The sequence below is a fragment of the Mesorhizobium sp. M7A.F.Ca.US.011.01.1.1 genome (assembly GCF_003998295.1).
Taxonomy (GTDB): Bacteria; Pseudomonadota; Alphaproteobacteria; order Rhizobiales; family Rhizobiaceae; genus Mesorhizobium.
The window spans coordinates 1-23,388 of sequence record NZ_RZRT01000022.1; the positions used below are offsets into that span (position 1 = coordinate 1).

The following is a 23,388-nucleotide window of genomic DNA, read 5'->3' on the forward strand; positions in this document are numbered from 1 at the left end:
CACTGTGCCCGCCGGCGCGCCACATCCGGGCGATCCTGCTCAGCCGCGATCAGCGTCTTTTTTTGTGACTGAGCTTCTCGGCGTGGACGAACTCCCACACCGAGCGGTAATCGACCGCAAGGCCGCGTAGCGTAAAATCGGCGGCCCGGCAGCGCAGCAGCAGCCACTCCCGATGCTCTCCGGCAATCTTCTTCGGCCTGTGCCCACCCATCTTGCCGGGCGCAAGACTGTTCGTTTCGCGCAACCGGCTCACCCATCTGATGACGGTGCTGATCCCAACCTCAAAGCGCACTGCCGCCTGCCGCCGCGACAGGCCACCCTGCTCAACTGACGCAACAACCCGTTCGCGAAGATCCATCGAATAAGGCTTGCCCATCCATGCTGACCTCCTTGCCCAGCATGAAGGTTGAATCAGATTTGCACGCCTAAGGGAATCCCAAGCCGATTCAGTCTCATTTCATCCCGCTCTAGCTGGTTCTGTTCAACAGTCGCTGCAAGGGATCGTCACGCTTCTGCGGGGGCGCAGATAATAGGTTTCGCCCATGGTTATGTTGCTGAAAGCCGAGGTCAGTCCAAGCTTCTGTTGACTGCTCGCGCTCCACGCGATGACCGGCGTATAGCCGAGGTTGCTTTCGACGCGAATGAGAAACGTGTTGGCGACTCTGAGCGACGTCGGGATCGTTGTCTCGGTGGTGGCGCCGGCGCCACGGCTGGCGACGCCGGCGACCAATTTGCGTGACCACACCACCAGTGCCCTCGTCGCATCGGGCGTAACCTGGATCGCCGTGATGGTGATGCTAGGGGGCGAGCGGTTGTAGGGCTGAAGGGTGACGCTGCCGATCTGCATGATGGCGTCGACATCCGCTTTGAGGACGCTTGTCTGCTGGGTGACGAGATCGGCCACCATGCTGCCGATACGACTGACCTTCTTGCTGGTCTCGATGGCTTGCGACGCTTCCATTGTCAGGAAATACATGATCAGCAGAATTGGCATGATCAACGCGAATTCAACCGCCGCGATGCCGCGGCGATCGGACCAGAATCGGCTTGCTTTCCGCCAAACTCCCGTAATCATAAGATGTGCCCCCGCACGCATCATGCCCTTGCCCTTTTCTTATACTGCTCGTGCATTCCGCTCAGTTGTCGAACGGCTCGTTCTGCCAGGTCACCGATGCGAAATGCAGGGTCTTGTTGCCGCCCATCGACTGCGCCAGCAGATCGGTCATGATCGGCCACTTGTAGAAGACCCGAAGCATGTTCCTCGACTCCGCCGCACCCGCTGTCACTGAGAACGATTGGGTTGCGGTGCCTTTCGTCAGTACGACATCGCCGTTCTGGATCTTGAAGCCAGCCGTGGCCGCATCGGCGAACGACGTATATTGGCGAAGATCCACCAGCAGTTGATTGGGACAATCCTGGGAGACGATGATCTGCAGTTTCGTGCAGATCATGTCCCGCAAATTGGTTCCGGCAACGTCAGCCGCCCTCAACTGGCCGGTGCGCAGCTTGCGCGCGACATCGTCGGTGACGTTGGCCATCACCTCCTGGCCGGCAAACGAGATGCAGCTTTCCAGAATGGCAAAGACAAGCAGCGCGAAGGGGACTGAAAGGATCGCGAATTCGATTGCCGTGGCGCCGCGCCGGTCACGAAGGAAGCGGGCGAAAAACCTTGGGCGTCTCACTTTGTGGTCGCCTGCGCGACCGAATTCCTTGCTCATGTCCGATCCTGCCGATCTCTATGCGGTCTCGGAAGGAGCATTAGCGCAAACCGATTGAGGTCCGGTTTGGATGATCGTTAAAGTCGGCGCAGGCCTCTTAACCAGACAATAACCGGAACGGCAGTCGGCAACGCCACCTATCGGCTGACGCTCATCTCCGCTTCCGAAGACTTCTCCGCTTCGCTCTTGTACGAGCTTTCGCAATAGGGTGTGCACGACATCGTCTGGATTTCGGCGCGCCGATAGATGCGCACGGACGAGGCGGCTTGCCGCACCACGGTAACCTGCTCGTCGACAATGGGGCTGCCGTCCGTATCGAGCACGACCAGATTGGTGACCCCGAAGCCTTTGCCGGTGAGCACGATCGTTGAAGCGTCCTGCACCGAAGCGTCGGCGATTGCCGGGTTGCCGACCACGATGGTGTCGGCGGGACGCGACAGTTTGACGATCTTGGCCTGGTTCATCGTCACCTCGATGCCGGCGCCGGCCATGGCGGGCGCGACGAAGCTCAAGACGGCAAAAAGCGCGGCAATCAGGATTGACGATCTCGGCTGGGCCATTGAGGCGCTCCACGCAGGCGGACTGATCAACGGAACATGAACGAGATTGGTGAACCAACGGTTAAGCATGCGATGTTGCCAATCGTGCAATGGCCGACAAGGGCGCCCGCGAGGCGCGGTCCGGTCGGGTCAAGCCTGGGACTGGAAGGCGCGGCGGTACTTTAGCCCGAAGTTAACCACGCAATATGTTCGAACCGGGAAAGGAATCGGTAAGGCTGTTTCTTAAGCCGATCGAAAGAGCTTCTCCCTAGATTGGCAGCATCCGATCAACCATCACAGAAGTTGACGGAAGTGCTGTAACACGTGGAGTAGGAGCTCTCGAATGTCTAATCTCATCGCACGTTTTGTGAAGGACGAATCCGGCGCGACCGCTATCGAATATGGTCTGATCGCCGCTCTCATCGCGCTCGCCATCATCACCGGCGCCGGCGCGCTCGGCAACTCGATCAACGCCAAGTTCACCGCTATCGGAACCGCCCTGAACGACGTCAATTTGCCAGCCACTAACTAATACTGAGCGCTCAGATTGCGTTCTGGACAAGGGCCGCCGTGTGCGGCCCTTGTTCTATGCCGCTGCCAACACCGTCCTCTTTACCGTTCCGGGCCTCATCAATCGTTAATCGAACATGAGTAGAGTGAGCTCCGTTGGACAATAGGCATAGCGCCGATGCTTGAAGCCTTGATCTTCGTCGTTTTTCCGTTCTGCATGCTGTTTGCCGCGATCTCCGACATGCTGTCGATGACGATCGCCAACCGCGTGCCGGCGCTGCTCGTCGTCGTTTTCGCGCTGGTCGCGCCGCTGACAGGCATGGATTGGGCGGCCTATGGCGGACATTTCGCCGCCGGCGCCCTGGTCCTGGCCGTGACGTTCGGCCTGTTTGCAATGGGCGGCATGGGCGGCGGCGACGCCAAGCTTCTGGCCGCCACCGCGATGTGGATGGGCCTCAATATCAATCTCGTCGAATATCTTGTCGCCTCGACAATCATCGGTGGCCTGCTGACGCTGGCGATCATCCTCTACCGGAAGTCGCTGCTTGCGGCCGTTACCGGCCAAAATCCGTTTCTGCGCCATTTCGCCGACGAAGCAAAAGGTGTTCCCTACGGCGTCGCGCTCGGCCTTGGCGGGTTGCTGACCTATCCAGATTCGCCTTTGATGGTATGGGCGCTTGCCAGGCTGGCGGCTTGAGCACGATCTTATTTTTATTGTCTGTCAGCATTGCCGAAACCCCTTCTCAGCAGGGCCGGCCCGGTTGTTTTGGCCGATCAGGCCACATTCCCGCCAATTTGTGTAAACCTTAAATTAATCACGATCGTAAGTATTACATTAACCTTGTTTTGACGATTGCCGCTGCAAAGTCCGGCTTGGCTACGTGGTTTGCCAGGGCAAGGGTTCGGACAGATGCCAGCATCGCGATTGATAATTCTGAGCGTGGCGGTGGCCGCGGCGGGTGGCGCTGGCTATGTTGCGAAGAACATGGTGGCACCGCCGCCCCAGATCGTCGTCGATTCCGGCCCCCAGGCCCCGGCGGTGGCACTCCAGGATGTGCTTGTGCTTTCAGGCGACGTTCCGATGGGCAGCCCGATCCAAAACAACATCGCCTGGCAATCCTGGCCCGCCGACGGCGTCAACGCGAATTTCATCACCCGCACCGCCGAGCCCGAGGCGCTGGACAAGCTGAAGAGTTCCGTCGCCCGTGTGGCGATGTATGCCGGAGAACCCCTGCGGCGCTCCAAGCTGATCGGCGAGGGGCAGAGCTTCATGTCGTCGATCCTGCCTTCCGGCATGCGGGCGGTCGCCACGGCCATCTCGGCCGATACCTCGGCCGGCGGCTTCATTCTTCCCAACGATTTCGTCGACGTCATCATGACCCGCAGGGCCGATGCCGCCAGCGGCGCCGCCGGCTTCAACACCGAGACCATCCTCAAGAACATCCGCGTCCTGGCCATCGACCAGACCATTCAAGAGGACGAGGAAGGCAAGAAGACCAGGGTAGGCCAGACTGCAACGCTGGAACTGACGCCCAAGCAGGCGGAGATCATCACCGTCGCCCAACAGATGGCGGATCGCCTGACCCTGGCGCTGCGGGCAGTCGCGGACACGCAGGAAAAGAATCTGGGTGAGGCCGACTATCTCGTTTCCGGCAATGGCCGCAGGGGAACGGTGAGGCTGATCAAGTCGGGCGAAGTTTCCGAAGTGGGAGCAAGGAAATGAGGCTAAGCGGTAAACTGCCGGCAATAGTAGCCGCGGCGTTCGGCCTGCTGCTCGTCGGATCGAATTTGCAAGGCAGCGTCGTCGAGGCAAAGAACGCGCAGGTCACGGCATCGACGGCCACCCAGCGCGTCAAGCTCGGCCTCAACAAGTCTGTGGTCATCGACCTGCCGAGCGATGCCTACGACATTCTCGTCGCCAACCCGGCGGTTGCCGATGCGGTGACCCGCACCGCGCGGCGCATCTATCTGTTCGGCAAGGCGGTCGGCGAGACGAACATTTTTGTCTTCGGCCCGAATGGCGAGCAGATCGTCAGCCTGGACCTGGCTGTCGAACGCGATGTTGCCGGCCTTGAGGATTATATCAGGCGCTTCCTGCCGACGTCGACCATCAAGGTGGAACTGCTCAACGACAACGTCGTCCTGACCGGAACGGTCGACACGCCGCTGGACGCAAAACGCGCGGTCGACCTGGCGACGATCTTCGTTTCGGGTGGTGAAGCGACGACGGGACAATATTCGCAGACGGCGGCCGGCGGTTCGGCCCAGAGCGGTGTCGACATCAACAACCCGGACCAGGAGCGCCGCACCAGCAAGATCGTCAACCTGCTGCAGATCATTGGCGACGACCAGGTCACGCTGAAGGTCACGGTCGCCGAAGTCAGCCGCTCCGTGATGAAGCAGCTCGGCGTCAACATGGTCGGCAGCGGCAGCTCCAACGGCATTTCCTACAGCGCGGCAAGTTCGCCTGCTTTCGGGTTAGGCAAGCCGATTTCGGCCAGTTCCGGTTTGTTGCTGGGAGACGGGATCGGAAACGGCCTCCAGGCCTACATCAATGCCATGGAGCAAAGCGGCGTGATGAAGACGCTGGCCGAGCCGACCCTCACCGCCGTGTCGGGCGAGAAGGCAACGTTCAAGGTCGGCGGCGAGTACAATCTGGCCACCGGTCGCTCGAGCAATGTCTCGACCGACAATCAGACCGGCCTGACGACATATTCGTTTGAAAAGATCGAATACGGCATTGGCCTCGAGTTCCAGCCGGTCGTGTTGTCGGCGGGGCGCATAAGCCTCAAGGTCAGGACGGCTGTTTCGGAGCCGACGACGGATGGTGCGCCGACCCTCGAAGGATCGGGCACTCAACCCGGTATGACGATATTGTCGATCCGCAAAAGGCTTGCCGATACCACTGTCGAATTGCCTTCGGGCGGGTCGATGATGATCGCCGGTCTCGTTCGCGACGACGTTCGCCAGGCTATCTCAGGCCTGCCTGGCCTGGCCAAGATCCCGGTGCTCGGCTCGCTCTTCCGCAGCAGGGACTTCGTCCGCAACGAGACCGAGCTCGTCATCATCATAACGCCCTATCTGGTGAAGCCGGTGGCCCGCAACGATCTTGCCAAGCCGGATGACAATTTCAACGCCGCCAGCGATGGCGCCGGCATGTTCCTTGGCCGCGTCAATCGCGTCTACGGCACCATGCAGACAGACAAGCCCAACGGCCGCTACCACGGCGTTGTCGGCTTCATCTACAAGTGAGCGGGGAAGCGGACATGTCTCAGTCAGCATTGAAGGCAAGCACCATCGCGGCAGCGATGCGCTTTGACCGCTCGCGGGTCTGCCGGCGAGCCGTTCCTGTCCTGGCGGTTGCGGTGGCGGCTCTGCTGGCCGGCTGCGCCCAGCGCGACAGCATCACGGTCGGCGCCATCCCGGACGACTACCGCACCAACCATCCGATCGTGATCGCCGAGAAGAATCAAAAGATCGACCTCCCGGTGGGCGCCGGTGACCGCGGCATGACTGGCTCCCAGCGCGACACACTTCTTGGCTTCCTGGATGGCTATGACAGAAGTGCCGCCCCGACGCTTACGATCCAGGTCCCGAGCGGATCGGCCAACGAGGTCGCCGCGACCGCGGCGGCCCGCGATTTCGCCCGGCTCGCAATCGCCAGCGGCGTCAAGCGCAACCGGCTTGTCGTCACCTCCTATCAGGCCGCCTCCAGCGAGATATCCTCGCCGGTCCGCGTCGCTTATGTTGCGGTGAGGGCGCAGACCGACAAATGCGGACGCTGGCCAGCCGACCTCGTCGATACGTCGGAGAATAAGCACTATGCCGACTTCGGCTGCTCTTATCAGAACAATCTTGCCGCCCAGATGGCCAACCCGGCCGATCTGCTCGGCCCGCGCAAGCCGTCCACAATCGATGCTGAAAATCGCGGCGCGGTGATCGATGTCTACCGTGCAAGAGGCATTTCCGATGAGTTCCTGGGCAATTCGGAAGTGACGTACTGAGCCGCCAGTCTCGGATAGAACAGGCCACGGGAAAGAGCATGACGATGAGCAACCTTGCCTATGACGCCCCGGTGGACGGCAGCGATACCTCGCAGCAGGACATCGCCGCGATGCAGGCGTTGCGGCCGATCCCGCGCATCTCGATCCAGGCATTCTGCGAGACCGAGGGTGTCGCCAACCCGGTCGAGCGCGCCGGCGAGGACCGCCGTATGACAAAGGCGCATCTCAAGGTCCATATGGGCGGCGTCCCCACTGCCATCGAATTCTACCAATCGGCGCCGACGCCCAACCTGATCCTGCTGGAATCGCGCAGCGAGCCCAAACAATTGCTGGAACAACTCGCCCAGCTTTCGGAATATTGCGATCCGACGTCGAAGGTGGTGGTGATCGGTCACTACAATGATGTCGGTCTCTACCGCGAGCTCATCCGCAACGGCATTTCCGAATATGTGATCGCGCCGGTCTCGATGGCCGACATCGTCAGCGTGGTGTCGTCGATTTTTATCGATCCGGAAGCCGAGCCGCTCGGCCGCTCGATCGCCTTCGTCGGGGCCAAGGGCGGTGTCGGCTCCTCGACGATCGCCCACAATGTGGCTTGGGCGATGTCCTCCCTGTTCAAGTCCGAAGTGGTCGTCGCCGATCTCGATCTGGCTTTCGGCACCGCCAACATGAATTTCGACCAGGATCCGGCGCAAGGCATCGCCGAGGCGGTGTTTTCACCGGAACGCATCGATGAAGTCTATCTCGACCGGCTGCTGACCCAGTGCGCCGAGCATCTGTCGCTGCTGGCCGCGCCTTCGACGCTCGAACGGGTCTATGATTTCGATGCCGAGGCCTTCGTTCAGCTCATCGACACCGCCCAGCGCAGCGTGCCGCTTCTGGTGCTAGACGTCCCCCATGCCTGGACGGGCTGGACCAAGAACACCCTGGTCAAGGCCGACGAGATCGTCATCACCGCGACACCGGAACTTGCCAATCTGCGCAACACCAAGAACCTCGTCGATATGCTCAAGCGGCTTCGTCCCAATGATCCGCCGCCCAAGCTGATCATCAACCAGGCCGGCGTGCCGAAGCGCCCGGAGATTTCGCCGTCGGACTTCGCCGAGCCGCTCGGCTTGTCGCCGATGTCGGTCATTGCTTTTGATCCGTTGCTGTTCGGCAATGCCGCCAACAACGGACGCATGCTTGGCGAAATGGATGCCAAGAACCCGGTTGTCGCGATGATCAACGAAATGGCGCATGTGCTGACCGGGCGCAGCGAAATCAAGATCAAGAAGAAGGCCGGGCTCGGCAGCCTGCTCGGCAAGCTCTCGCGCAACAAGAAGTGACGCTTCAGCAGTGGAATCGGTAGTCGATCATGTTTGGTAAAAGAGGCAGCGACGACGGCAACCGGTTCACGCCGGAATTTCGCCAGCCAGCACCGGCGCCTGTTGCGCCGCCGGCTGCAAGTTCCATGGACACGGCGGTTCTGACCCGGCCCGCGGCGGCGCCAAGCGCGCCTGTCGCGCCGCAGGCGCGCCGTGCGGTCGAAGCACCGCCATTGGCGCCTGAGCCGAAGCGGGCACAGCGCGAAAAGAGCGAAACTTATTACGATACCAAGAGCCAGGTCTTCTCCGCGCTCATCGACACCATCGACCTGTCGCAGCTTTCCAAGCTTGATCCTGAAAGTGCGCGCGAGGAAATCCGCGACATCGTCAACGACATCATCGCGATCAAGAACTTCGCAATGACGATCGCCGAGCAGGAAGAGCTGCTCGAGGATATCTGCAACGACGTGCTCGGTTATGGGCCGCTCGAGCCGCTGCTCGCCCGCGACGACATCGCCGACATCATGGTCAACGGCTCCAGGAACGTCTACATCGAAGTCAACGGCAAGGTCGAACAGACCGGCATCCGCTTTCGTGACAACCAGCAGCTCCTCAACATCTGCCAGCGCATCGTCAGCCAGGTTGGCCGCCGCGTCGATGAATCCAGCCCGATCTGCGATGCGCGCCTTCCCGACGGCTCCCGCGTCAACGTCATCGCGCCGCCGCTCTCCATCGACGGCGCCACGCTCACCATCCGTAAATTCAAGAAGGACAAGCTGACGCTCGATCAACTGGTCAAGTTCGGCGCCATCTCGCCGCAGGGCGCCGAAGTTCTCAAGATCATCAGCCGTGTTCGCTGCAACATCGTGATCTCGGGCGGTACCGGTTCGGGCAAGACCACGCTGCTCAATTGCCTGACCAACTATATCGACCGCGAGGAGCGCGTCATCACCTGCGAAGACTCGGCCGAGCTGCAATTGCAGCAGCCGCATGTGGTGCGCCTCGAAACCCGCCCGCCCAATCTGGAGGGCGAGGGTGAGGTGACGATGCGCGACCTGGTCAAGAACTGCCTGCGCATGCGTCCCGAGCGCATCATCGTCGGCGAAGTGCGCGGACCCGAAGTGTTCGATCTTCTGCAGGCGATGAACACCGGCCATGACGGCTCGATGGGCACGATCCACTCGAACAGCCCGCGCGAATGCCTGAACCGCATAGAATCCATGATTGCCATGGGCGGTTATTCGCTGCCGCAGAAGACAGTGCGCGAAATCGTCGTCGGTTCCATCGACGTGATCATCCAGGCGGCGCGCCTGCGCGACGGATCGCGCCGCATCACCCACATCACCGAGGTGATCGGGATGGAAGGCGACGTCATCATCACGCAGGATATCGTCCTCTACAACATCAAGGGTGAGGACGCCAACGGCCGGCTGTTGGGTGAGCACGTATCGACCGGCATAGGCCGTCCGCATTTCTGGGAGCGCGCACGTTATTACGGCGAGGAGCAGCGTCTCGCCATTGCGCTCGAGGCGATGGAGAAACGCGCTGACTGACGTGTGCTGGGGTGTAAGGGTTCGGGCCAATGTTTGGAATTGACGGCACAGTACTGGCGTTTGTCGTGCTCGCCGGCTTCAGCGCCGGCGCCGTCGCCTATGCATTTCTGTTCACCCGGATCAGCAACGAGAAACAGGTCGGCAAGCGGCTCGAAACGATCAGGACCGCCGAGACGGATCGCTCCGTCGTCAAGGCCTCGCGCGATCGCGTGGCGGAAGCCACCAAGCGGCGCAAATCGGTTCAGGATTCTCTCAACGAACTCGACGCCAAGCAGAAAACCAAGGACAGCCGCGTCAAGAAACCGCCGCTGAAAGCCCAGCTTCGTCAGGCCGGCCTCAAGACCACCGTCGAGCGTTTCTATATATATTCCGCAATATGCGGCATCGTTTTGACCATGGTCGCCTTTGTGGCCGGAGCCCCGCTGATCGCCTTGCCGGGCGTTCTGTTGGCCGGGGGGCTGGGCCTGCCGCGCTGGTTCGTCACGTTTCGTCGCGCCCGCCGGGTCAAGGCATTCCTCAACGAATTTCCAAACGCGCTCGACATCATCGTGCGCGCGGTCAAATCCGGCCTGCCGCTGAACGATGCCGTGCGCCTGATCGCCAACGAATCGCCCGAACCCGTGAAGAGCGAGTTTCGCCGCATCGTCGATTCACAGCAGATGGGCCTCTCTATCCCCGACGCGACCTTGCGCATGCCCGAAACCATGCCTTGCACCGAGGCAAGCTTCTTCGGCATCGTTATCCAGATTCAATCGCAGGCCGGCGGCAATCTCTCCGAGGCGCTGGGCAATCTTTCGCGCGTGCTTCGCGATCGCAAGAAGATGAAAGCCAAGGTCGCGGCGCTGTCGATGGAAGCGAAGGCGTCTGCCGCGATCATCGGTGCGCTGCCCTTCATCGTCGCCTTTCTCGTCTACCTGTCGAGCCCGGCCTACCTGGTGCCGCTCTTCAACACCAGCGTCGGAAACCTGATCCTTGGTTGCTCTGCGGTCTGGATGTCGATCGGCATCCTGGTGATGCGCAAGATGATGAACTTCGAAGTCTAGGATGCTGGCATGACCGAGCAAGTCATCAAGACCCTGACGGATCCGAGCTTCCTGATCGCGATGCTGGTCGCGATAGCGGTGTTTGCGACCGTCCTCACCTTGCTGCCGGCGTTTGGCGGAAACCAGCTCAAGTCACGCATGAAATCCGTTGCGTTGGAACGCGACGAACTGCGTGCGCAACAGCGCGCCCGGCTTGCGGTCGAGGCCGACCGCCGTCGCAAGGGCTTGCGCGAGGAACAGTCGATCGGCATGCGCAACATTGTCGACCGGCTGGATCTGAGACGCGCGCTCGCCGATGAGAGCACATTGCAGAAACTCAAGGTGGCCGGTTTTCGTGGACAGAATCCGCTGACGCGGTTCCTTTTCTTCCGTCTCGTGCTTCCTTTTGTCGGTTTCGCGCTGGCCGCAATCTACATCTTCGTGCTCGGAGGGCTGCCCGACAAGCCACTGGTCATCAGGCTGTTCGTCTGCGTCCTCGTTGCTTACAGCGGCTTCTACGCACCGGTCATCTACGTCAACAACCGCGCCACCAAGCGCAAGCAGTCGATCCAGATGGCATGGCCGGATGGGCTCGATCTGATGCTGATCTGCGTCGAATCGGGCATGTCGGTGGAAGCGGCACTGCGCAAGGTCGCCGACGAGATCGGTGCGCAATCGGTGCCGCTGGCGGAAGAATTCATCCTCACCAACGCCGAGCTTTCCTATCTGCCGGAGCGCAAGCAGGCCTACGAGAACCTGGCAAGCCGCACCGGCCTGGATTCGGTCAAGTCGGTGTCGCAGGCGCTCGTCCAGGCCGAGCGTTACGGCACGCCGGTGGCGCATGCACTGCGCGTGCTTGCCGCCGAAAGCCGCGACATGCGCATGAATGCGGCCGAGAAGAAGGCGGCCGCCCTGCCGCCAAAACTTACCGTGCCGATGATCCTGTTTTTCCTGCCGGTGCTCTTCGCCATCATTTTGGGTCCTGCCGGCATTCAGGTCAGCCAACGCGGTATCTTCGGCGATCATGCGACGCCGGCAACAAACGCCCAGTAGCGGCGAGGTAAATTCCTGCATTCCCTCAAACGAAGAAGCCGCGCATGCAGCGCGGCTTCTTCGTTGGGCATCGGGATTGTGGTCTCAGTTGGTCGCGGATTTCGGCTTGTCCTGGTCCTTGAGCTGGCTCCAGGCATTCTGCTGGGCCAACATCTGCCTGAGATAGGCGACGTTTGCCTGCGCCTGTTCGGGCGAGAGCTCCTGCGAGGCGATCTTCTCGGCCTCGTCGAACCGGCCTTGCAGGCCGACGACCAGTGCCAGGTTCTGGCGGACGCGGCTGTCCGCATTCGGCTGTTGCGCGGCCGAGCGCATATAGGTTTCGGCGGTGCGCAGGTCACCTTCCAGCACATACGACATGCCAAGATTGGAGAGCACGGAAGGCTCGTTCGGCTTGAGGTCGAGCGCCTTGCGGTAAAGCTGGCGTGCATCGTCCTTCTGGCCGGTCTGGTCGAGAATGGCCGCTTCGGCCGACACCAGCTTCCAGTCGGGATATTCCGGTGTTTGAGCGCGGCGCACGGCGTCGAGCGCCGCCTCGAACTGGCCATTGGCGGCCAGCGCCTTGCCATAGGAGGCAAGAACGTCACGATCCTTGGGGAAAGCGATGGCGAGCTTGCGCATCACGGCGAGCGACTGATCGGCGTCGCCATCCATCTGCAATGCCGCCGCATAATTCGTCGCGATCCGCTTGTCGTTGGGGTTCTTCGCGTAGGATTGGCCGAGTGCGCCGGTGGCATTGTGCAGTTCCCCGGCCGACATGCTTTCCAGCGGCTTGCCGCCGGTGCGTGCGATAGAGCCGGTGGAGAGCTTGTCGGTTCCGCAACCGGCGACGCCCGCCGCCAGCGCCAGCACAAGGGCCGTGATGATGAGCCGTTTTCCCCTGGCATCGATCCTGCGGTTGGTCGGCATGGCCACCTAAGCCTCCATTCATGCGCGGCCATAGCGTGGCCGTCTTCCCTCCCGCAGAAATATTCTGTTAACCCTAACGGACGGTTAAGAACGGCGACTCACACGGAGAACATCGCATGCCTGTCGAACTCGTTGGGAAGACATTGCCGGGCGCGCTGCCGGTCCATCTGATCGCCAGGGACGGTCTGGACGCGGCCGGCCTTGCGCCGGCCGCTGTCGCCTGGGCCAGGGCCAACGGCTTTTCCGGCGAGGCAGGCAAGACGCTGGTCGTGCCCGGCGAAAACGGGGCGCTCGGCGGCGCCTTGTTCGGCGTCGGCGATGGCGAAGGCGCGCTCGCCCTCGGCGCACTGTCGAAAGCCTTGCCGGAAGGCGACTGGCATTTCGCCTCGACGCCGGCCGAGCCGGATCTCGCGGCGATCGCGCTGGTGCTCGGCGGCTATATCTTCACCCGTTACGGCAAGAAGTCAGGCAGGGCGCTGCGCTTCGGCCTGCCGGCAGGCGTCGATGCCGGGCGCGTTCGCCGCATTGCCGATGGCGTCTTCCTGACACGCGATCTGGTCAACACGCCGACCAGCGATATGGGCCCGGAAGATTTGGAGCAGGCGGTGCGGACCCTGGCCGCCAGGCACAAGGCCGAAGTCTCGGTGGTCAAGGGTGACGATCTCCTCGACCGGAATTTCCCGATGATCCATGCTGTCGGCCGTGCGTCGGCCGGCGCGCCGCGCCTGATCGATATGCAGTGGGGGCAGCAAGGGGCGCCGAAGGTGACGCTGGTCGGCAAGGGCGTCTGCTTCGATACGGGCGGTCTCGACATCAAGCCATCGTCCGGCATGCTGCTGATGAAAAAGGACATGGGCGGTGCCGCCAATGTGCTTGGCCTCGCCTCGATGATCATGGCTGCCGGGCTGAATGTGCGACTGCGCGTGCTCATTCCCGCAGTTGAGAATTCGATTGCCGGCAACGCCTTCCGGCCTGGCGACGTGCTGGTGAGCCGCAAGGGCATCACTGTCGAGATCGGCAACACGGATGCCGAGGGACGGCTGGTGCTGGCCGATGCGCTGGCGCTGGCCGACGAGGAGGAGCCTCAGCTTCTGGTCGACATGGCGACACTGACCGGGGCTGCCCGTGTCGCGCTCGGCCCCGATCTGCCGCCGTTTTACACAAGTGACGAAGCGCTGGCATCCGATCTTGCGGCGGCTTCCGTCGCGGTCGAGGATCCGCTGTGGCGCATGCCGCTGTGGCGGCCCTACGATGCAAAACTGTCGTCGAAGATCGCCGACATCAACAATGTCACCCCGGATGGTTTCGCCGGCTCGATCACGGCGGCGCTGTTCCTCAAGCGCTTCGTCGAAAAAACTGCGGGCTGGGCGCATTTCGACATCTTCGCCTGGAACCCGGCCGACCGTCCGCATGGCCCCGCCGGCGGCGAGGCGCAAGGCATCCGCGCGCTGGAGCGGATCATCGCGAAACGCTACGGCTGACAGTCGCAGGCGAGAGACGGCAATCGCTTTGACTGAAACGGAACCGAAACAATTTGCCGTCATGCTGGCGCGATGTCGATTGCGATGCGCCCGAGCCAGGCCTTGCGACTGTGGCAGCAGGTGATGCTGTCGCAGGTGCGCGACGACGCGCCCGATCTGACCATGCGCCAGACGGCAATCCTGTTCACCATCTATCTCGACCCGCCGCCGCACACCGTGCGCGGGCTCGCCGCGCGCCTCAATGTCACCAAGCCCGTGATCACCCGCGCGCTCGACACGATGGGCGCTTTGAAACTCGTCTCGCGCCATCGCGACGAACTCGACAAGCGCAATGTTCTGATCAGGCGCACGGTCGAGGGCGCGCTCTTTGTCGAGCGCTTCGGCGATGGTATCATCGCCAAGGCGCTCGAACTGCCGATGTGAGCGGATTACCTTTTCAGCATAGGTGCTCGATTTGACTGCCAGGGATGCCCGCCTTCACGCTTTTCGTTCCGACCTCGCCGATGCAAGGCTGAAGGGCGAGGTCGTCGCCGACCGCTTCGTCGCCGGCCGGCCGGCGCGGGTCATCGCGTCAGTGGCCGATATGCGCAAGGCGCCGCGGCCGGATGCCGGCATCAACACGCAGGCGCTGTTCGGCGACGATGTTCTGGTCTTCGATGTCGCTGAAGGCTGGGCTTGGGTCCAGGCCGAACGCGACGGCTATGTCGGCTATGTCGCCGACACGATGCTCGGGGGCCGGGATCATGCGGCCACTCACATCGTCTGCGTGCCGCGCACCTTCCTCTACCCCGGGCCGGATCTGCGCTTTCCAATCGCCGGACAATTGTCGATGGGATCGACGGTGACAGTGACGGAGGCTGCCGAGACGCGCGGTACGCACTATGCGGTCCTGCCTTCCGGCGAGGCGCTGATCGCAGGTCACCTGCGGCCGCTCAGGGAAGCTGCCTCCGACTATGTCGCGGTTGCCGAGGCGTTTCTCGGCACGCCCTATCTCTGGGGTGGCACTTCCGGTTTCGGCATCGACTGTTCGGGGCTGGTGCAACTGGCGATGCGCATGGCCGGCAGCGACGTGCTGCGCGATACCGACATGCAGGCGGCGACACTCGGCGAGCCGCTGGAACCGGGACCTGATTTCTCCGGGTTGCGACGCGGCGATCTGGTGTTCTGGAAGGGCCATGTCGCCGTCATGACCGATGCCGACACGATGATCCACGCCAACGGCCACACCATGCTGGTGTCGCGCGAAGGGCTGAAGGACGCCGTCGCCCGCATCGGATACCTCTACGGCGGTCCGACAGGGTTTCGGCGGCCTTAGGGAAGAACGATCCCCTTTTGTTCCGATTCTTCTTGGCGATTGACTGCCGTCGCGCTACCTCTGGCAGGTGACAGAGCAGCCGCGCCTTGCCGAACAGAATGCCGCCGTGGCCCTGCCCGAACCATTCATCAGATGGTTTGGCGAGAAAGGCTGGTCGCCGCGCGCCCATCAGATCGAACTTCTGGCGAAAGCCCAGGCCGGGCAATCAGTCCTGCTGATTGCGCCGACCGGTGCCGGCAAGACGCTGGCCGGGTTCCTGCCTTCGCTGACCGAACTGGCCAACCGGCCCAAGAGAAAGCCGGGCCAGGCGCGTCGCGGTATCCACACGCTCTACATCTCACCGCTGAAGGCGCTTGCCGTCGATATTGAGCGCAATCTCGGCAAGCCGGTGGAAGAGATCGGCCTGCCCGTCATCATCGAAACGCGCACCGGCGACACGCCGGCGCACAAGCGCCAGCGCCAGAAGCTGGTGCCGCCCGACATCCTGCTGACCACGCCCGAGCAACTGGCGCTGCTGATAGCGGCAGGCGATGCAAAACGTTTCTTCGAAGATCTGCGCTACGTCGTGCTCGACGAACTGCACTCGCTGGTGACGTCGAAACGCGGACATCTGCTGGCGCTCGGTCTGGCGCGGTTGCGCAGCTTTGTCCCTGGTCTGCAAACCATCGGGCTGTCGGCGACGGTGGCCGAGCCGGACGAGTTGCGGCGCTGGCTGGTCAGCCAGAATCCGCCCAAGGGTTCGACAGGCCATGACATGGCGGAACTGATCGTCGTCACCGGGGGCGCGAAACCGGAGATTTCCATCCTCGATTCCGAAGAGCGGGTGCCATGGGCGGGACATTCGGCGCGCTACGCCACGCCGGAAATCTATCGCGAGATCAAGCGCCACAAGACGACCCTGTTGTTCGTCAACACGCGCAGCCAGGCGGAGCTGCTGTTCCAGGAATTGTGGCGGGTCAACGAGGATACGTTGCCGATCGCGCTGCATCACGGTTCGCTCGACGTCGCCCAGCGTCGGCGCGTCGAAAAGGCGATGGGGGAAAACGCACTGCGCGCCATCGTCGCCACCTCGACGCTCGACCTCGGCATCGACTGGGGCGATGTCGATCTGGTTGTGCATGTCGGTGCGCCGAAGGGGGCGAGCCGGCTGGCGCAACGCATCGGCCGCGCCAACCACCGCATGGACGAGCCGTCCAAGGCGATCCTCATCCCGGCCAATCGCTTTGAGGTGCTGGAATGCCGGGCCGCCCTCGACGCCAACTATCTCGGCGCGCAGGACACGCCTCCCTTGATCGATGGCGGGCTCGACGTGCTGGCCCAGCATGTGCTCGGCTGCGCCTGCGGCGCGCCATTCCGTGCCGATGATCTGTTCGAGGAAGTGCGAACGGCTGCGCCCTATGTCAGCCTCGACCGGCCGACTTTCGATCGCGTCATCGATTTCGTCGCCACCGGCGGCTACGCGCTCAAGAATTACGAGCGCTACGCCCGCATACGCCTGAACAAGGATGGGTTCTGGCGGGTGTCCAATCCGCGCGTCGCCCAGCAATACAGGCTGAATGTCGGCACCATCATCGAGGTGCCGGCGCTTAACGTGCGCTATGTGCAAGCAGGCAGCAAGGGCGCGGCTTCGCGCGGCGGCCGGGTTCTCGGCAAGATCGAGGAGGCCTTCCTCGAAACGTTGACGCATGGCGACACCTTCATGTTCGCCGGCAAGGTTCTGCGCTTCGAAGGCATCCGCGAGAATGAATGCTTCGTGTCGAACGCGCCCGGCAGCGATGCCAAGGTGCCTTACTATGGCGGCGGCAAGTTCCCGCTTTCGACCTATCTCGCCGAACAGGTCCGCATCATGCTGGACGACCCGCAGCGATGGAAGAAACTGCCCGAGCAGGTCGCCGATTGGCTGCGGTTTCAGGCCGACAAATCGGTGCTGCCCAAACGTGACGACCTGCTGATCGAGACCTTTCCGCGCGGCAACCGCCACTATCTGGTGGCTTACCCGTTCGAGGGCAGGCTGGCGCACCAGACGCTCGGCATGCTGCTAACCCGCCGCCTCGACAGAGCAGGAGCCAGGCCGCTCGGCTTCGTCGCCACCGATTATGCCTTGGCGATATGGTCGCTGGGCGACATGGGCGCGATGTTCAAAGCCAGGAAGCCTTCGCTTGGCGCGCTTTTCGACCAGGACATGCTGGGCGATGACCTCGAAGCCTGGCTGGCCGACAGCTGGCTTCTCAAGCGCACTTTCCGCAATTGTGCACTGATTTCGGGATTGATCGAGAAACGCCACCCCGGACAGGAAAAGAGCGGTCGCCAGGTCACGGTCTCGACCGACCTGATCTACGACGTGCTGCGCAGCCATGAACCGGACCACATCCTGCTTCAGGCGACACGTGCCGATGCGGCCACCGGCCTGCTCGATGTCAGCAGACTTGCCGACATGCTCTCGCGCATCCAGGGTCGAATCGTGCATAAGGCACTCGAACAGATATCGCCGCTCGCCGTGCCGATCATGCTCGAGATCGGCAAGATGCCGGTCCATGGCGAAGCCGATGAAACGCTTTTGATGGATGCGGCGACATTGGTCGAGGAGGCCATGGGGCCGGGAATGAGTGTGGAATGAATTTTTCGCTGGCGCGCACATCGCTGATCGCCGAGGCCGATCTCGTCGGCATCGCTGGCGAGCGCGCTGTCTGCGACCCGCGCGGCGTGCTCTATTTTCCTGAGCTTAAGCTTCTGGCCGTGTCCGATCTGCATCTGGAAAAGGGTTCGTCGCTGGCACGGCGCGGCACGTTGATCCCGCCCTACGACACCGGTGCGACCTTGCTGCGGCTTCAGGCCGTGATATCGGACTACCAGCCGTCGATCGTCATCAGCCTGGGCGACAGCTTTCACGATGGCGGCGGCGCCCAACGTATGCACGCAAGTTTCCGCGAGCGGCTGGAAGCGCTGATGGCAGGCCGAGACTGGTTCTGGGTCGCCGGCAATCACGACCCGGAAGCGCCGGCCGACCTGCCTGGCGAAACGGTGCGGGAACTTGCTATAGGCTCGCTGCTGTTCCGGCATGAGCCGTCGAAGCAGCGTGTCGAAGGCGAAATAGCGGGCCATCTGCATCCCTGCGCCCGCATAGTCCAGCAGGGCCGCTCGGTGAGGCGCCGCTGCTTTGCCGGCGACGGCGGTCGCATGATCATGCCAGCCTTTGGCGCCTATACCGGCTCGCTCAACGTGCTCGACCGCGCCTATGCCGGGCTGTTCCGGCTGGACACGCTGATGGCTTATATGCTGGGCGCCCAACGCATCTTTGCCATTTCCGGCTCGATGCTGCGGCCGGGCTAAACAACCTTACCTGCCATAGTAGAGCGTAACCGTGTGCTTCGCCTCGGCGAAGAACAGCCAACGTTCGACCAGCATGCCGGCGAACTGGATTGCAGCAGCAAGTACCGTCAGCAACGCTGCCAGCGGCCATGGCAGGGCGAACACAATGGCGAGCAGCCCCAAGGGCAACACGAAGGCCAGAAGCTGGGTGATCTGGCGCAGTCGCGTGCCGTGCTTGCGCGCGATGCGGAAACCCATTTCCTTGAGCAGATAATTTTCCTCGGTATGCGGCCATTCCAGCGACCGCACCGTGCCTCCGGCCAACCCGGTCGCGGTGTTGGCGGTGGTCGCGATCTCCAATCGGTCGTTGTAGTGCCAGGTCGCCACTTTCCAGCCCCAGCCGAGCAAAGTAAGCAGCAAGCAAGCCGCCAGAAGCATCTTCGAACCGAAGGCAAAGCCCTGCAGCAGCGCGTTCAGCAGCACGCTGCCGGTCATCGTCGAGAAGATGAGGTAGCCGGGCAGGGTGAAGTGGCTGTGCCATTGGGCGATCGGCTTCAGCGACGCATAGATCATGCCGGTGGTGCAGACGGTGATGATTGCGCCGATGGCGGCCAGAGATCCGGCGATGCCGACCCAGCCATCGGTCTTGCCGAAGAATATCCAACCGATGCCGAACAGTCCCGCCGGAATGAAGGTGATGACCGAGGCAACACCTTCGCGCGACAGCCAGGAACTGCGCCACTGCGAGAAGGCCCGCCAGGCGCGTTCGGGTCTGCCGAGGTGGCCGGTCGAGGACAACAGTCCGGCTACGATCAGGCCGAGCGCCAGCCCCATGCCGATGAAGCCCAGCCAGAAATCGGGCGGGATGATCTGGAAGCCTCCGAGCACGCCCAGCAGCGCGAGCAGGCCGTAGCCCGCACCGGTGGCGGTGGTGAAGAAGACGACGGAGAAGGCTGGATGCATGGGTCAGTTCGAAAGCATGCGGTCGACCCAGCCGAGGAAACCGCCTTCGGCCCGCACCGGTTCGAGTGCGGGTGCTGCCACCGATGCGGCGCGATTGGTGTGGGCGCGCGGCGGTAGATATTTGTTGGTCGGGCGATAGCCGAGCTCAGGCATCAGGTCGACGCCGCCACGCTCCGCCACCAGTTGCGAAACCGCCGACAGGGGATCGCCGAGATCGCCGAAATGCCGGGCGCTGGTCGGGCAGGCGGCGACGCAGGCCGGTACGCGGTCCTCTTCGGCCAGATTGTCATTGTAGATGCGGTCGACGCACAGCGTGCACTTCTTCATCACCCCGACGTCCGTATCGAATTCTCGCGCGCCATAGGGACAGGCCCAGCTGCACAATTTGCAGCCGATGCACTTGTCCTCGTCGATCAGCACGATGCCGTCCGAGGCCCGCTTGTAGGAGGCGCCGGTCGGGCAGACGGTGACGCAGGCCGGTGTCTCGCAATGCAGGCAGGAACGCGGAAAATTGACGGTGCGCCCGCCCATCTCGGTCGTGTGCTCGTAAGCGTGCACGCGGTTGAACCAGACGCCGTCGACGTGGCCGCCATAGGGGTCGATGTCGGTCAGCGGCGCCATGTGGCCGCCGGTGTTCCATTCCTTGCAGGCGGTGACACAGGCCTGGCAGCCGACGCACGTGTCGAGATCGATGACGAGGCCGAGCTTCTTGCCGCTTTGGCTTGGCAGACAGGTCATTCGGTCGCCTCTCTCGCCCTGCGGAATTCAGCGCCGAAAGTCAGTCTGTCGGGTGAAGGTTCGAAATGCGGTGGCTGCTGGAAACGCTGGAACTGCGGCTCAGTGAAGCCGGCTTCCTCAGCCGCGCATTTGACGATGCGCACGCGCAGGTCGAACCATGCCGCCTGGCCGGTGACCGGATCGGAATTCGAATAGCGCTTGCCCTGAGCGTCAGCCGAGGTCTGGTCGCCGATGATATGGTTGAGCAGGAAGCCACGGTTGCTCTCGGCCGCGTCGTCCTTCAGCCCCCAGCTGCCGCGCCGCTTGCCGATGGCGTTCCAGGTCCAGACCGTGCTTTCGTTGACCCCGTCGATCAGCTTGATCTGCCCCTTAACCTTGCCGTTGATGCTTTCGATCCACACCCAGTCGTCGTCGACAAGTCCGAGGCCGGCTGCCGTCCGGTGATGCACGAACAGCCGGTTCTGGCTGGTGATCTGCCGCAGCCACGCATTCTGCGATCCCCAGGAATGGTACATGTGCATGGGCCTCTGCGTCAGCGCATGCAGCGGATATTTTTCGAGGTCGACGACCGCTTCCTCGAAGGGCATGTACCAAAACGGCAGCGGGTCCATGTAGGTCTCGATGCGCTGGCGGTCACCCTTTGGTGGCAAGACAGGGCCATGCCCACGTGCGGCAAGGCGGAAGCGCTGCAGCGGCTCGGAGTAGAGCTGGAAGACGATCGGCTCCGCCTTCGGGATGAAGCCCATCTGCACCGCGAAGTCGAGATAGGAGCGGTTGGCCATCTTATAGTAGCGCTGGTCGTCGGCGAAATCATGGTGCCAGAAACCGCCATTGTCGATGTAGCGCTGCAGCTGGTCCGGGTTGGCCTCGCCCCTGCCGGTCGAGGTTCCGTCCTTGCCGCGCCAGCCGGCCAGGGGGCCGATGCCAGGCGTACGCTCATGGTTGACGATGTAGTCGGCATAGTCGGCATATCTGGCCGAGCCATCATCGTTGACGAAACCGGGCAGGCCGAGCCGGGCGCCGAGTTCGATCAGCACCGACTGGAAGGGCCGGACATCGCGGTCCGGCTCGACAACGGGATGGCGGATGGCGTCGCCCGGTCCGTCGGCATGGCTGATCGGCCGGTCGAGCAGGCTGATGCAGTCATGCCGCTCGAGATAGGTGGTGTCCGGCAGCACCAGGTCGGCGAATGGCACGGTCTCGGAATAATAGGCGTCGGAATAGATGATGAAGGGGATCCTGTAATTGCCCGCATCATCATGGTCGGTCAGCATGGCGATGGTCTCGACGGTGTTCATCGAGGAATTCCACGCCATGTTCGACATGTACATCATCAACGTGTCGATCGGGTAAGGATCGCCGGCCCAGGCGTTGCGGATGACCGTGTGCATCAGCCCATGCGCGGCCAGCGGCGCGTCCCATGAATAGGCCTTGTCGATGCGAAGAGGCGTGCCGGCCTCATTGACCAGCAAATCGTCCGGCCCGCAGACGAAACCGAGTGGCATGCCGTCGAGAGGCGTCATCGGCTTGATGGATTTGCCTGCCGGCTTCGGACCGGGCGGCGCGGAGCGGGGGTAGGGCGGCTTGAAACGGAAACCGCCGGGAACATCCACCGTGCCCAGCAACACCTGGAGGAGATGGATGGCGCGGCAGGTGTGAAAGCCGTTCGAATGGGCCGAGATGCCGCGCATGGCGTGCATCGAGACAGGCCGCCCCTTGATGGTCTCATGCCGGCGTCCGGCCCAATCGGTCCAGGCGATCGGCAGTTCGATCGTCTGTTCGAAGGCGACATGCGCAAGTTCGGCGGCGATCCTGCGGATCGTATCGGCGGCAATGCCGCAGCGCTCGGCGACCGCGTCCGGCGCATAACTCTCATCGAGGTAGCGGTCGGCGATGAGCTGGAACACCGGGACGCAGTGGCGCCCGCCGATCGTGAAGCTGCCCGTCAGTGCCGGCTTCGCACTGGCATCAGTGGCGCCGACAGGCGTCTTCGCAACCCTGTCCCACGCCAGGGGATTTCCGTCGGCGTCGCGCACGAACAGCCCGTCATCGGCGGCACCCGGCTCCTGCACGACGAGAACATGGGCATTGGTGTAGCGCAGCAGATAATCGAGATCGACGCGGCCCGCCTTGAGCAATTCGTGGATGAGGGCGAACACGAACAGCCCATCGGTGCCGGGCCGAATGCCGATCCAGTCGTCTGCGATGGCATTGTAGCCGGTGCGGCACGGATTGATCGAGACGACCTTGGCGCCGCGCGCCTTGAGTTTGCCGAGGCCGATCTTGATCGGGTTGGAATCGTGATCCTCGGCGACGCCGAACAGCATGAAATACCGGGTGTTGTCCCAGTCGGGCTCACCGAATTCCCAGAACGAACCGCCGATCGTGTAGAGACCGCCGGCCGCCATGTTGACTGAGCAGAAGCCGCCATGGGCGGCAAAGTTCGGCGTGCCGAACTGGCTCGCCCACCAGCCGGTCAGCGACTGCGACTGGTCGCGGCCGGTGAAGAAGGCCAGTTTCTTAGGGTCGGTCCGGCGGATGGCCGAGAGCCGTTCGGTGGCGATCGAAAACGCCTCTTCCCACTCGATCTCGCGGAATTCGCCGGAGCCGCGAGGGCCGGTGCGCAGCAATGGCTTCTTCAGCCTTGCCGGGCTGTAGTGCTGCATGATGCCGGAGCTGCCCTTGCCGCAGATCACGCCGCGATTGACCGGGTGGTCCTTGTTGCCGTTGATGTAGCGGACCTTGCCATTCTTGATGTGCACATCGATGCCGCAGCGGCAGGCGCACATGTAGCAGGTCGTCTTGGCGACGCTGTCGGAAACATCAGGCGAGGTGTCGACGCCGTCGCCTTCGTCAGGCGCGCGCGTGTCGGCAAGCGGGCGTTGCGATGGTGCCGAATTCGCGCCGCGCGGCGGTCCCTGCATCATGATCCGGTGGCGCCTGTACGACCCATGGATTTGGCCCGCGTCT

Annotated in this window: 21 protein-coding genes and 1 pseudogene; 14 read left to right on the plus strand and 8 right to left on the minus strand. The window is 62.7% G+C overall.

Annotated features, from left to right (window positions below; genetic code table 11):
- From EOA13_RS20025 to EOA13_RS20040, 4 genes and pseudogenes are all read right to left on the minus strand, one after another.
- Window positions 1-376 (minus strand): annotated as a pseudogene (locus EOA13_RS20025) (transposase); the annotation flags it as partial.
- 105 nt (window positions 377-481) lie between these two features.
- Complete coding sequence (locus tag EOA13_RS20030) at window positions 482-1,099, minus strand: TadE/TadG family type IV pilus assembly protein (RefSeq protein ID WP_127295248.1); 618 nt, start codon at window positions 1,097-1,099, stop codon at window positions 482-484.
- Between the two features lie 37 nt (window positions 1,100-1,136).
- Window positions 1,137-1,718, minus strand: coding sequence for a TadE/TadG family type IV pilus assembly protein (locus tag EOA13_RS20035; protein ID WP_127295250.1), 582 nt, complete (start codon window positions 1,716-1,718; stop codon window positions 1,137-1,139).
- A gap of 137 nt (window positions 1,719-1,855) precedes the next feature.
- Window positions 1,856-2,278, minus strand: coding sequence for a pilus assembly protein N-terminal domain-containing protein (locus EOA13_RS20040; RefSeq protein WP_127295252.1), 423 nt, complete (start codon window positions 2,276-2,278; stop codon window positions 1,856-1,858).
- Window positions 2,279-2,600: 322 nt separating this feature from the next.
- Here EOA13_RS20040 and EOA13_RS20045 point away from each other — a divergent pair, with 322 nt between their 5' ends.
- From EOA13_RS20045 to EOA13_RS20085, 9 genes are all read left to right on the plus strand, one after another.
- A complete protein-coding gene (locus EOA13_RS20045; RefSeq protein WP_127295254.1) occupies window positions 2,601-2,789 on the plus strand; it encodes a Flp family type IVb pilin in 189 nt (62 codons plus the stop codon).
- Between the two features lie 156 nt (window positions 2,790-2,945).
- A complete protein-coding gene (locus EOA13_RS20050; protein ID WP_127295256.1) occupies window positions 2,946-3,464 on the plus strand; it encodes a prepilin peptidase in 519 nt (172 codons plus the stop codon).
- Window positions 3,465-3,677: 213 nt separating this feature from the next.
- Window positions 3,678-4,490: a Flp pilus assembly protein CpaB gene (cpaB, locus tag EOA13_RS20055; RefSeq protein ID WP_127295258.1), complete on the plus strand. Its 813-nt coding sequence runs from the start codon at window positions 3,678-3,680 to the stop codon at window positions 4,488-4,490.
- The gene (locus tag EOA13_RS20060; RefSeq protein WP_127295260.1) at window positions 4,487-6,019 is read left to right on the plus strand and encodes a type II and III secretion system protein family protein; all 1,533 of its coding nucleotides are present in this window, start codon (window positions 4,487-4,489) and stop codon (window positions 6,017-6,019) included. Before cpaB ends, EOA13_RS20060 begins: the two co-directional genes overlap by 4 nt.
- Window positions 6,020-6,033: 14 nt before the next feature.
- The gene (locus tag EOA13_RS20065; protein WP_127295262.1) at window positions 6,034-6,771 is read left to right on the plus strand and encodes a CpaD family pilus assembly protein; all 738 of its coding nucleotides are present in this window, start codon (window positions 6,034-6,036) and stop codon (window positions 6,769-6,771) included.
- Window positions 6,772-6,809: 38 nt separating this feature from the next.
- The gene (locus tag EOA13_RS20070) at window positions 6,810-8,099 is read left to right on the plus strand and encodes a CpaE family protein (protein ID WP_127295264.1); all 1,290 of its coding nucleotides are present in this window, start codon (window positions 6,810-6,812) and stop codon (window positions 8,097-8,099) included.
- Between the two features lie 29 nt (window positions 8,100-8,128).
- Entirely contained in the window at window positions 8,129-9,631 is a 1,503-nt protein-coding gene (locus EOA13_RS20075) for a CpaF family protein (protein WP_127295266.1), read from the plus strand.
- A 29-nt stretch (window positions 9,632-9,660) separates the two neighbouring features.
- A complete protein-coding gene (locus EOA13_RS20080) occupies window positions 9,661-10,674 on the plus strand; it encodes a type II secretion system F family protein (protein ID WP_127295268.1) in 1,014 nt (337 codons plus the stop codon).
- A gap of 9 nt (window positions 10,675-10,683) precedes the next feature.
- Window positions 10,684-11,706, plus strand: a complete 1,023-nt coding sequence (locus tag EOA13_RS20085) for a type II secretion system F family protein (RefSeq protein WP_127295270.1) — start codon at window positions 10,684-10,686, stop codon at window positions 11,704-11,706.
- Between the two features lie 84 nt (window positions 11,707-11,790).
- Here the strand turns inward: EOA13_RS20085 and EOA13_RS20090 are convergent, their stop codons facing one another.
- Window positions 11,791-12,612, minus strand: coding sequence for a tetratricopeptide repeat protein (locus EOA13_RS20090; protein WP_127295366.1), 822 nt, complete (start codon window positions 12,610-12,612; stop codon window positions 11,791-11,793).
- A gap of 116 nt (window positions 12,613-12,728) precedes the next feature.
- Between EOA13_RS20090 and EOA13_RS20095 the strand changes: the two genes are divergently transcribed.
- The 5 genes from EOA13_RS20095 (at window position 12,729) to pdeM (ending at window position 18,738) form a co-directional block, all read left to right on the plus strand.
- Window positions 12,729-14,093, plus strand: a complete 1,365-nt coding sequence (locus EOA13_RS20095; RefSeq protein WP_127295272.1) for a leucyl aminopeptidase family protein — start codon at window positions 12,729-12,731, stop codon at window positions 14,091-14,093.
- Between the two features lie 72 nt (window positions 14,094-14,165).
- Entirely contained in the window at window positions 14,166-14,516 is a 351-nt protein-coding gene (locus EOA13_RS20100; RefSeq protein ID WP_013533675.1) for a MarR family winged helix-turn-helix transcriptional regulator, read from the plus strand.
- A gap of 31 nt (window positions 14,517-14,547) precedes the next feature.
- Entirely contained in the window at window positions 14,548-15,408 is an 861-nt protein-coding gene (locus EOA13_RS20105; RefSeq protein ID WP_127295280.1) for an NlpC/P60 family protein, read from the plus strand.
- A gap of 67 nt (window positions 15,409-15,475) precedes the next feature.
- Window positions 15,476-18,025 (plus strand): ligase-associated DNA damage response DEXH box helicase, encoded by a 2,550-nt coding sequence (locus EOA13_RS20110; protein ID WP_127295282.1) that lies wholly within the window; start codon window positions 15,476-15,478, stop codon window positions 18,023-18,025.
- On the plus strand, window positions 18,022-18,738 hold the full coding sequence (gene pdeM / locus EOA13_RS20115; protein ID WP_127295284.1) for a ligase-associated DNA damage response endonuclease PdeM: 717 nt from the start codon (window positions 18,022-18,024) through the stop codon (window positions 18,736-18,738). Before EOA13_RS20110 ends, pdeM begins: the two co-directional genes overlap by 4 nt.
- 6 nt (window positions 18,739-18,744) lie before the next feature.
- On the opposite strand, the gene EOA13_RS20120 is transcribed toward pdeM, so the two are convergent.
- From EOA13_RS20120 to EOA13_RS20130, 3 genes are read right to left on the minus strand one after another with little or no spacing between them, the layout of a single operon-like run.
- Window positions 18,745-19,680, minus strand: a complete 936-nt coding sequence (locus EOA13_RS20120) for a DmsC/YnfH family molybdoenzyme membrane anchor subunit (protein WP_127295286.1) — start codon at window positions 19,678-19,680, stop codon at window positions 18,745-18,747.
- 3 nt (window positions 19,681-19,683) lie between these two features.
- The gene (locus EOA13_RS20125; protein ID WP_127295288.1) at window positions 19,684-20,418 is read right to left on the minus strand and encodes a 4Fe-4S dicluster domain-containing protein; all 735 of its coding nucleotides are present in this window, start codon (window positions 20,416-20,418) and stop codon (window positions 19,684-19,686) included.
- Window positions 20,415-23,345 carry a molybdopterin oxidoreductase family protein gene (locus EOA13_RS20130; protein ID WP_164780197.1) on the minus strand — a complete coding sequence of 977 codons (2,931 nt, stop codon included), beginning with the start codon at window positions 23,343-23,345 and terminating at the stop codon, window positions 20,415-20,417. Before EOA13_RS20130 ends, EOA13_RS20125 begins: the two co-directional genes overlap by 4 nt.
- Between the last annotated feature and the right edge of the window lie 43 nt (window positions 23,346-23,388).

Bases quoted from the DNA above. Each gene is read 5' to 3' on its own strand.
- EOA13_RS20030 (WP_127295248.1), bottom strand. From the start codon at position 1,099: ATGATGCGTGCGGGGGCACATCTTATGATTACGGGAGTTTGGCGGAAA.
- EOA13_RS20035 (WP_127295250.1), bottom strand. From the start codon at position 1,718: ATGAGCAAGGAATTCGGTCGCGCAGGCGACCACAAAGTGAGACGCCCA.
- EOA13_RS20040 (WP_127295252.1), bottom strand. From the start codon at position 2,278: ATGGCCCAGCCGAGATCGTCAATCCTGATTGCCGCGCTTTTTGCCGTC.
- EOA13_RS20045 (WP_127295254.1), top strand. From the start codon at position 2,601: ATGTCTAATCTCATCGCACGTTTTGTGAAGGACGAATCCGGCGCGACC.
- EOA13_RS20050 (WP_127295256.1), top strand. From the start codon at position 2,946: ATGCTTGAAGCCTTGATCTTCGTCGTTTTTCCGTTCTGCATGCTGTTT.
- cpaB (WP_127295258.1), top strand. From the start codon at position 3,678: ATGCCAGCATCGCGATTGATAATTCTGAGCGTGGCGGTGGCCGCGGCG.
- EOA13_RS20060 (WP_127295260.1), top strand. From the start codon at position 4,487: ATGAGGCTAAGCGGTAAACTGCCGGCAATAGTAGCCGCGGCGTTCGGC.
- EOA13_RS20065 (WP_127295262.1), top strand. From the start codon at position 6,034: ATGTCTCAGTCAGCATTGAAGGCAAGCACCATCGCGGCAGCGATGCGC.
- EOA13_RS20070 (WP_127295264.1), top strand. From the start codon at position 6,810: ATGACGATGAGCAACCTTGCCTATGACGCCCCGGTGGACGGCAGCGAT.
- EOA13_RS20075 (WP_127295266.1), top strand. From the start codon at position 8,129: ATGTTTGGTAAAAGAGGCAGCGACGACGGCAACCGGTTCACGCCGGAA.
- EOA13_RS20080 (WP_127295268.1), top strand. From the start codon at position 9,661: ATGTTTGGAATTGACGGCACAGTACTGGCGTTTGTCGTGCTCGCCGGC.
- EOA13_RS20085 (WP_127295270.1), top strand. From the start codon at position 10,684: ATGACCGAGCAAGTCATCAAGACCCTGACGGATCCGAGCTTCCTGATC.
- EOA13_RS20090 (WP_127295366.1), bottom strand. From the start codon at position 12,612: ATGCCGACCAACCGCAGGATCGATGCCAGGGGAAAACGGCTCATCATC.
- EOA13_RS20095 (WP_127295272.1), top strand. From the start codon at position 12,729: ATGCCTGTCGAACTCGTTGGGAAGACATTGCCGGGCGCGCTGCCGGTC.
- EOA13_RS20100 (WP_013533675.1), top strand. From the start codon at position 14,166: ATGTCGATTGCGATGCGCCCGAGCCAGGCCTTGCGACTGTGGCAGCAG.
- pdeM (WP_127295284.1), top strand. From the start codon at position 18,022: ATGAATTTTTCGCTGGCGCGCACATCGCTGATCGCCGAGGCCGATCTC.
- EOA13_RS20120 (WP_127295286.1), bottom strand. From the start codon at position 19,680: ATGCATCCAGCCTTCTCCGTCGTCTTCTTCACCACCGCCACCGGTGCG.
- EOA13_RS20125 (WP_127295288.1), bottom strand. From the start codon at position 20,418: ATGACCTGTCTGCCAAGCCAAAGCGGCAAGAAGCTCGGCCTCGTCATC.
- EOA13_RS20130 (WP_164780197.1), bottom strand. From the start codon at position 23,345: ATGATGCAGGGACCGCCGCGCGGCGCGAATTCGGCACCATCGCAACGC.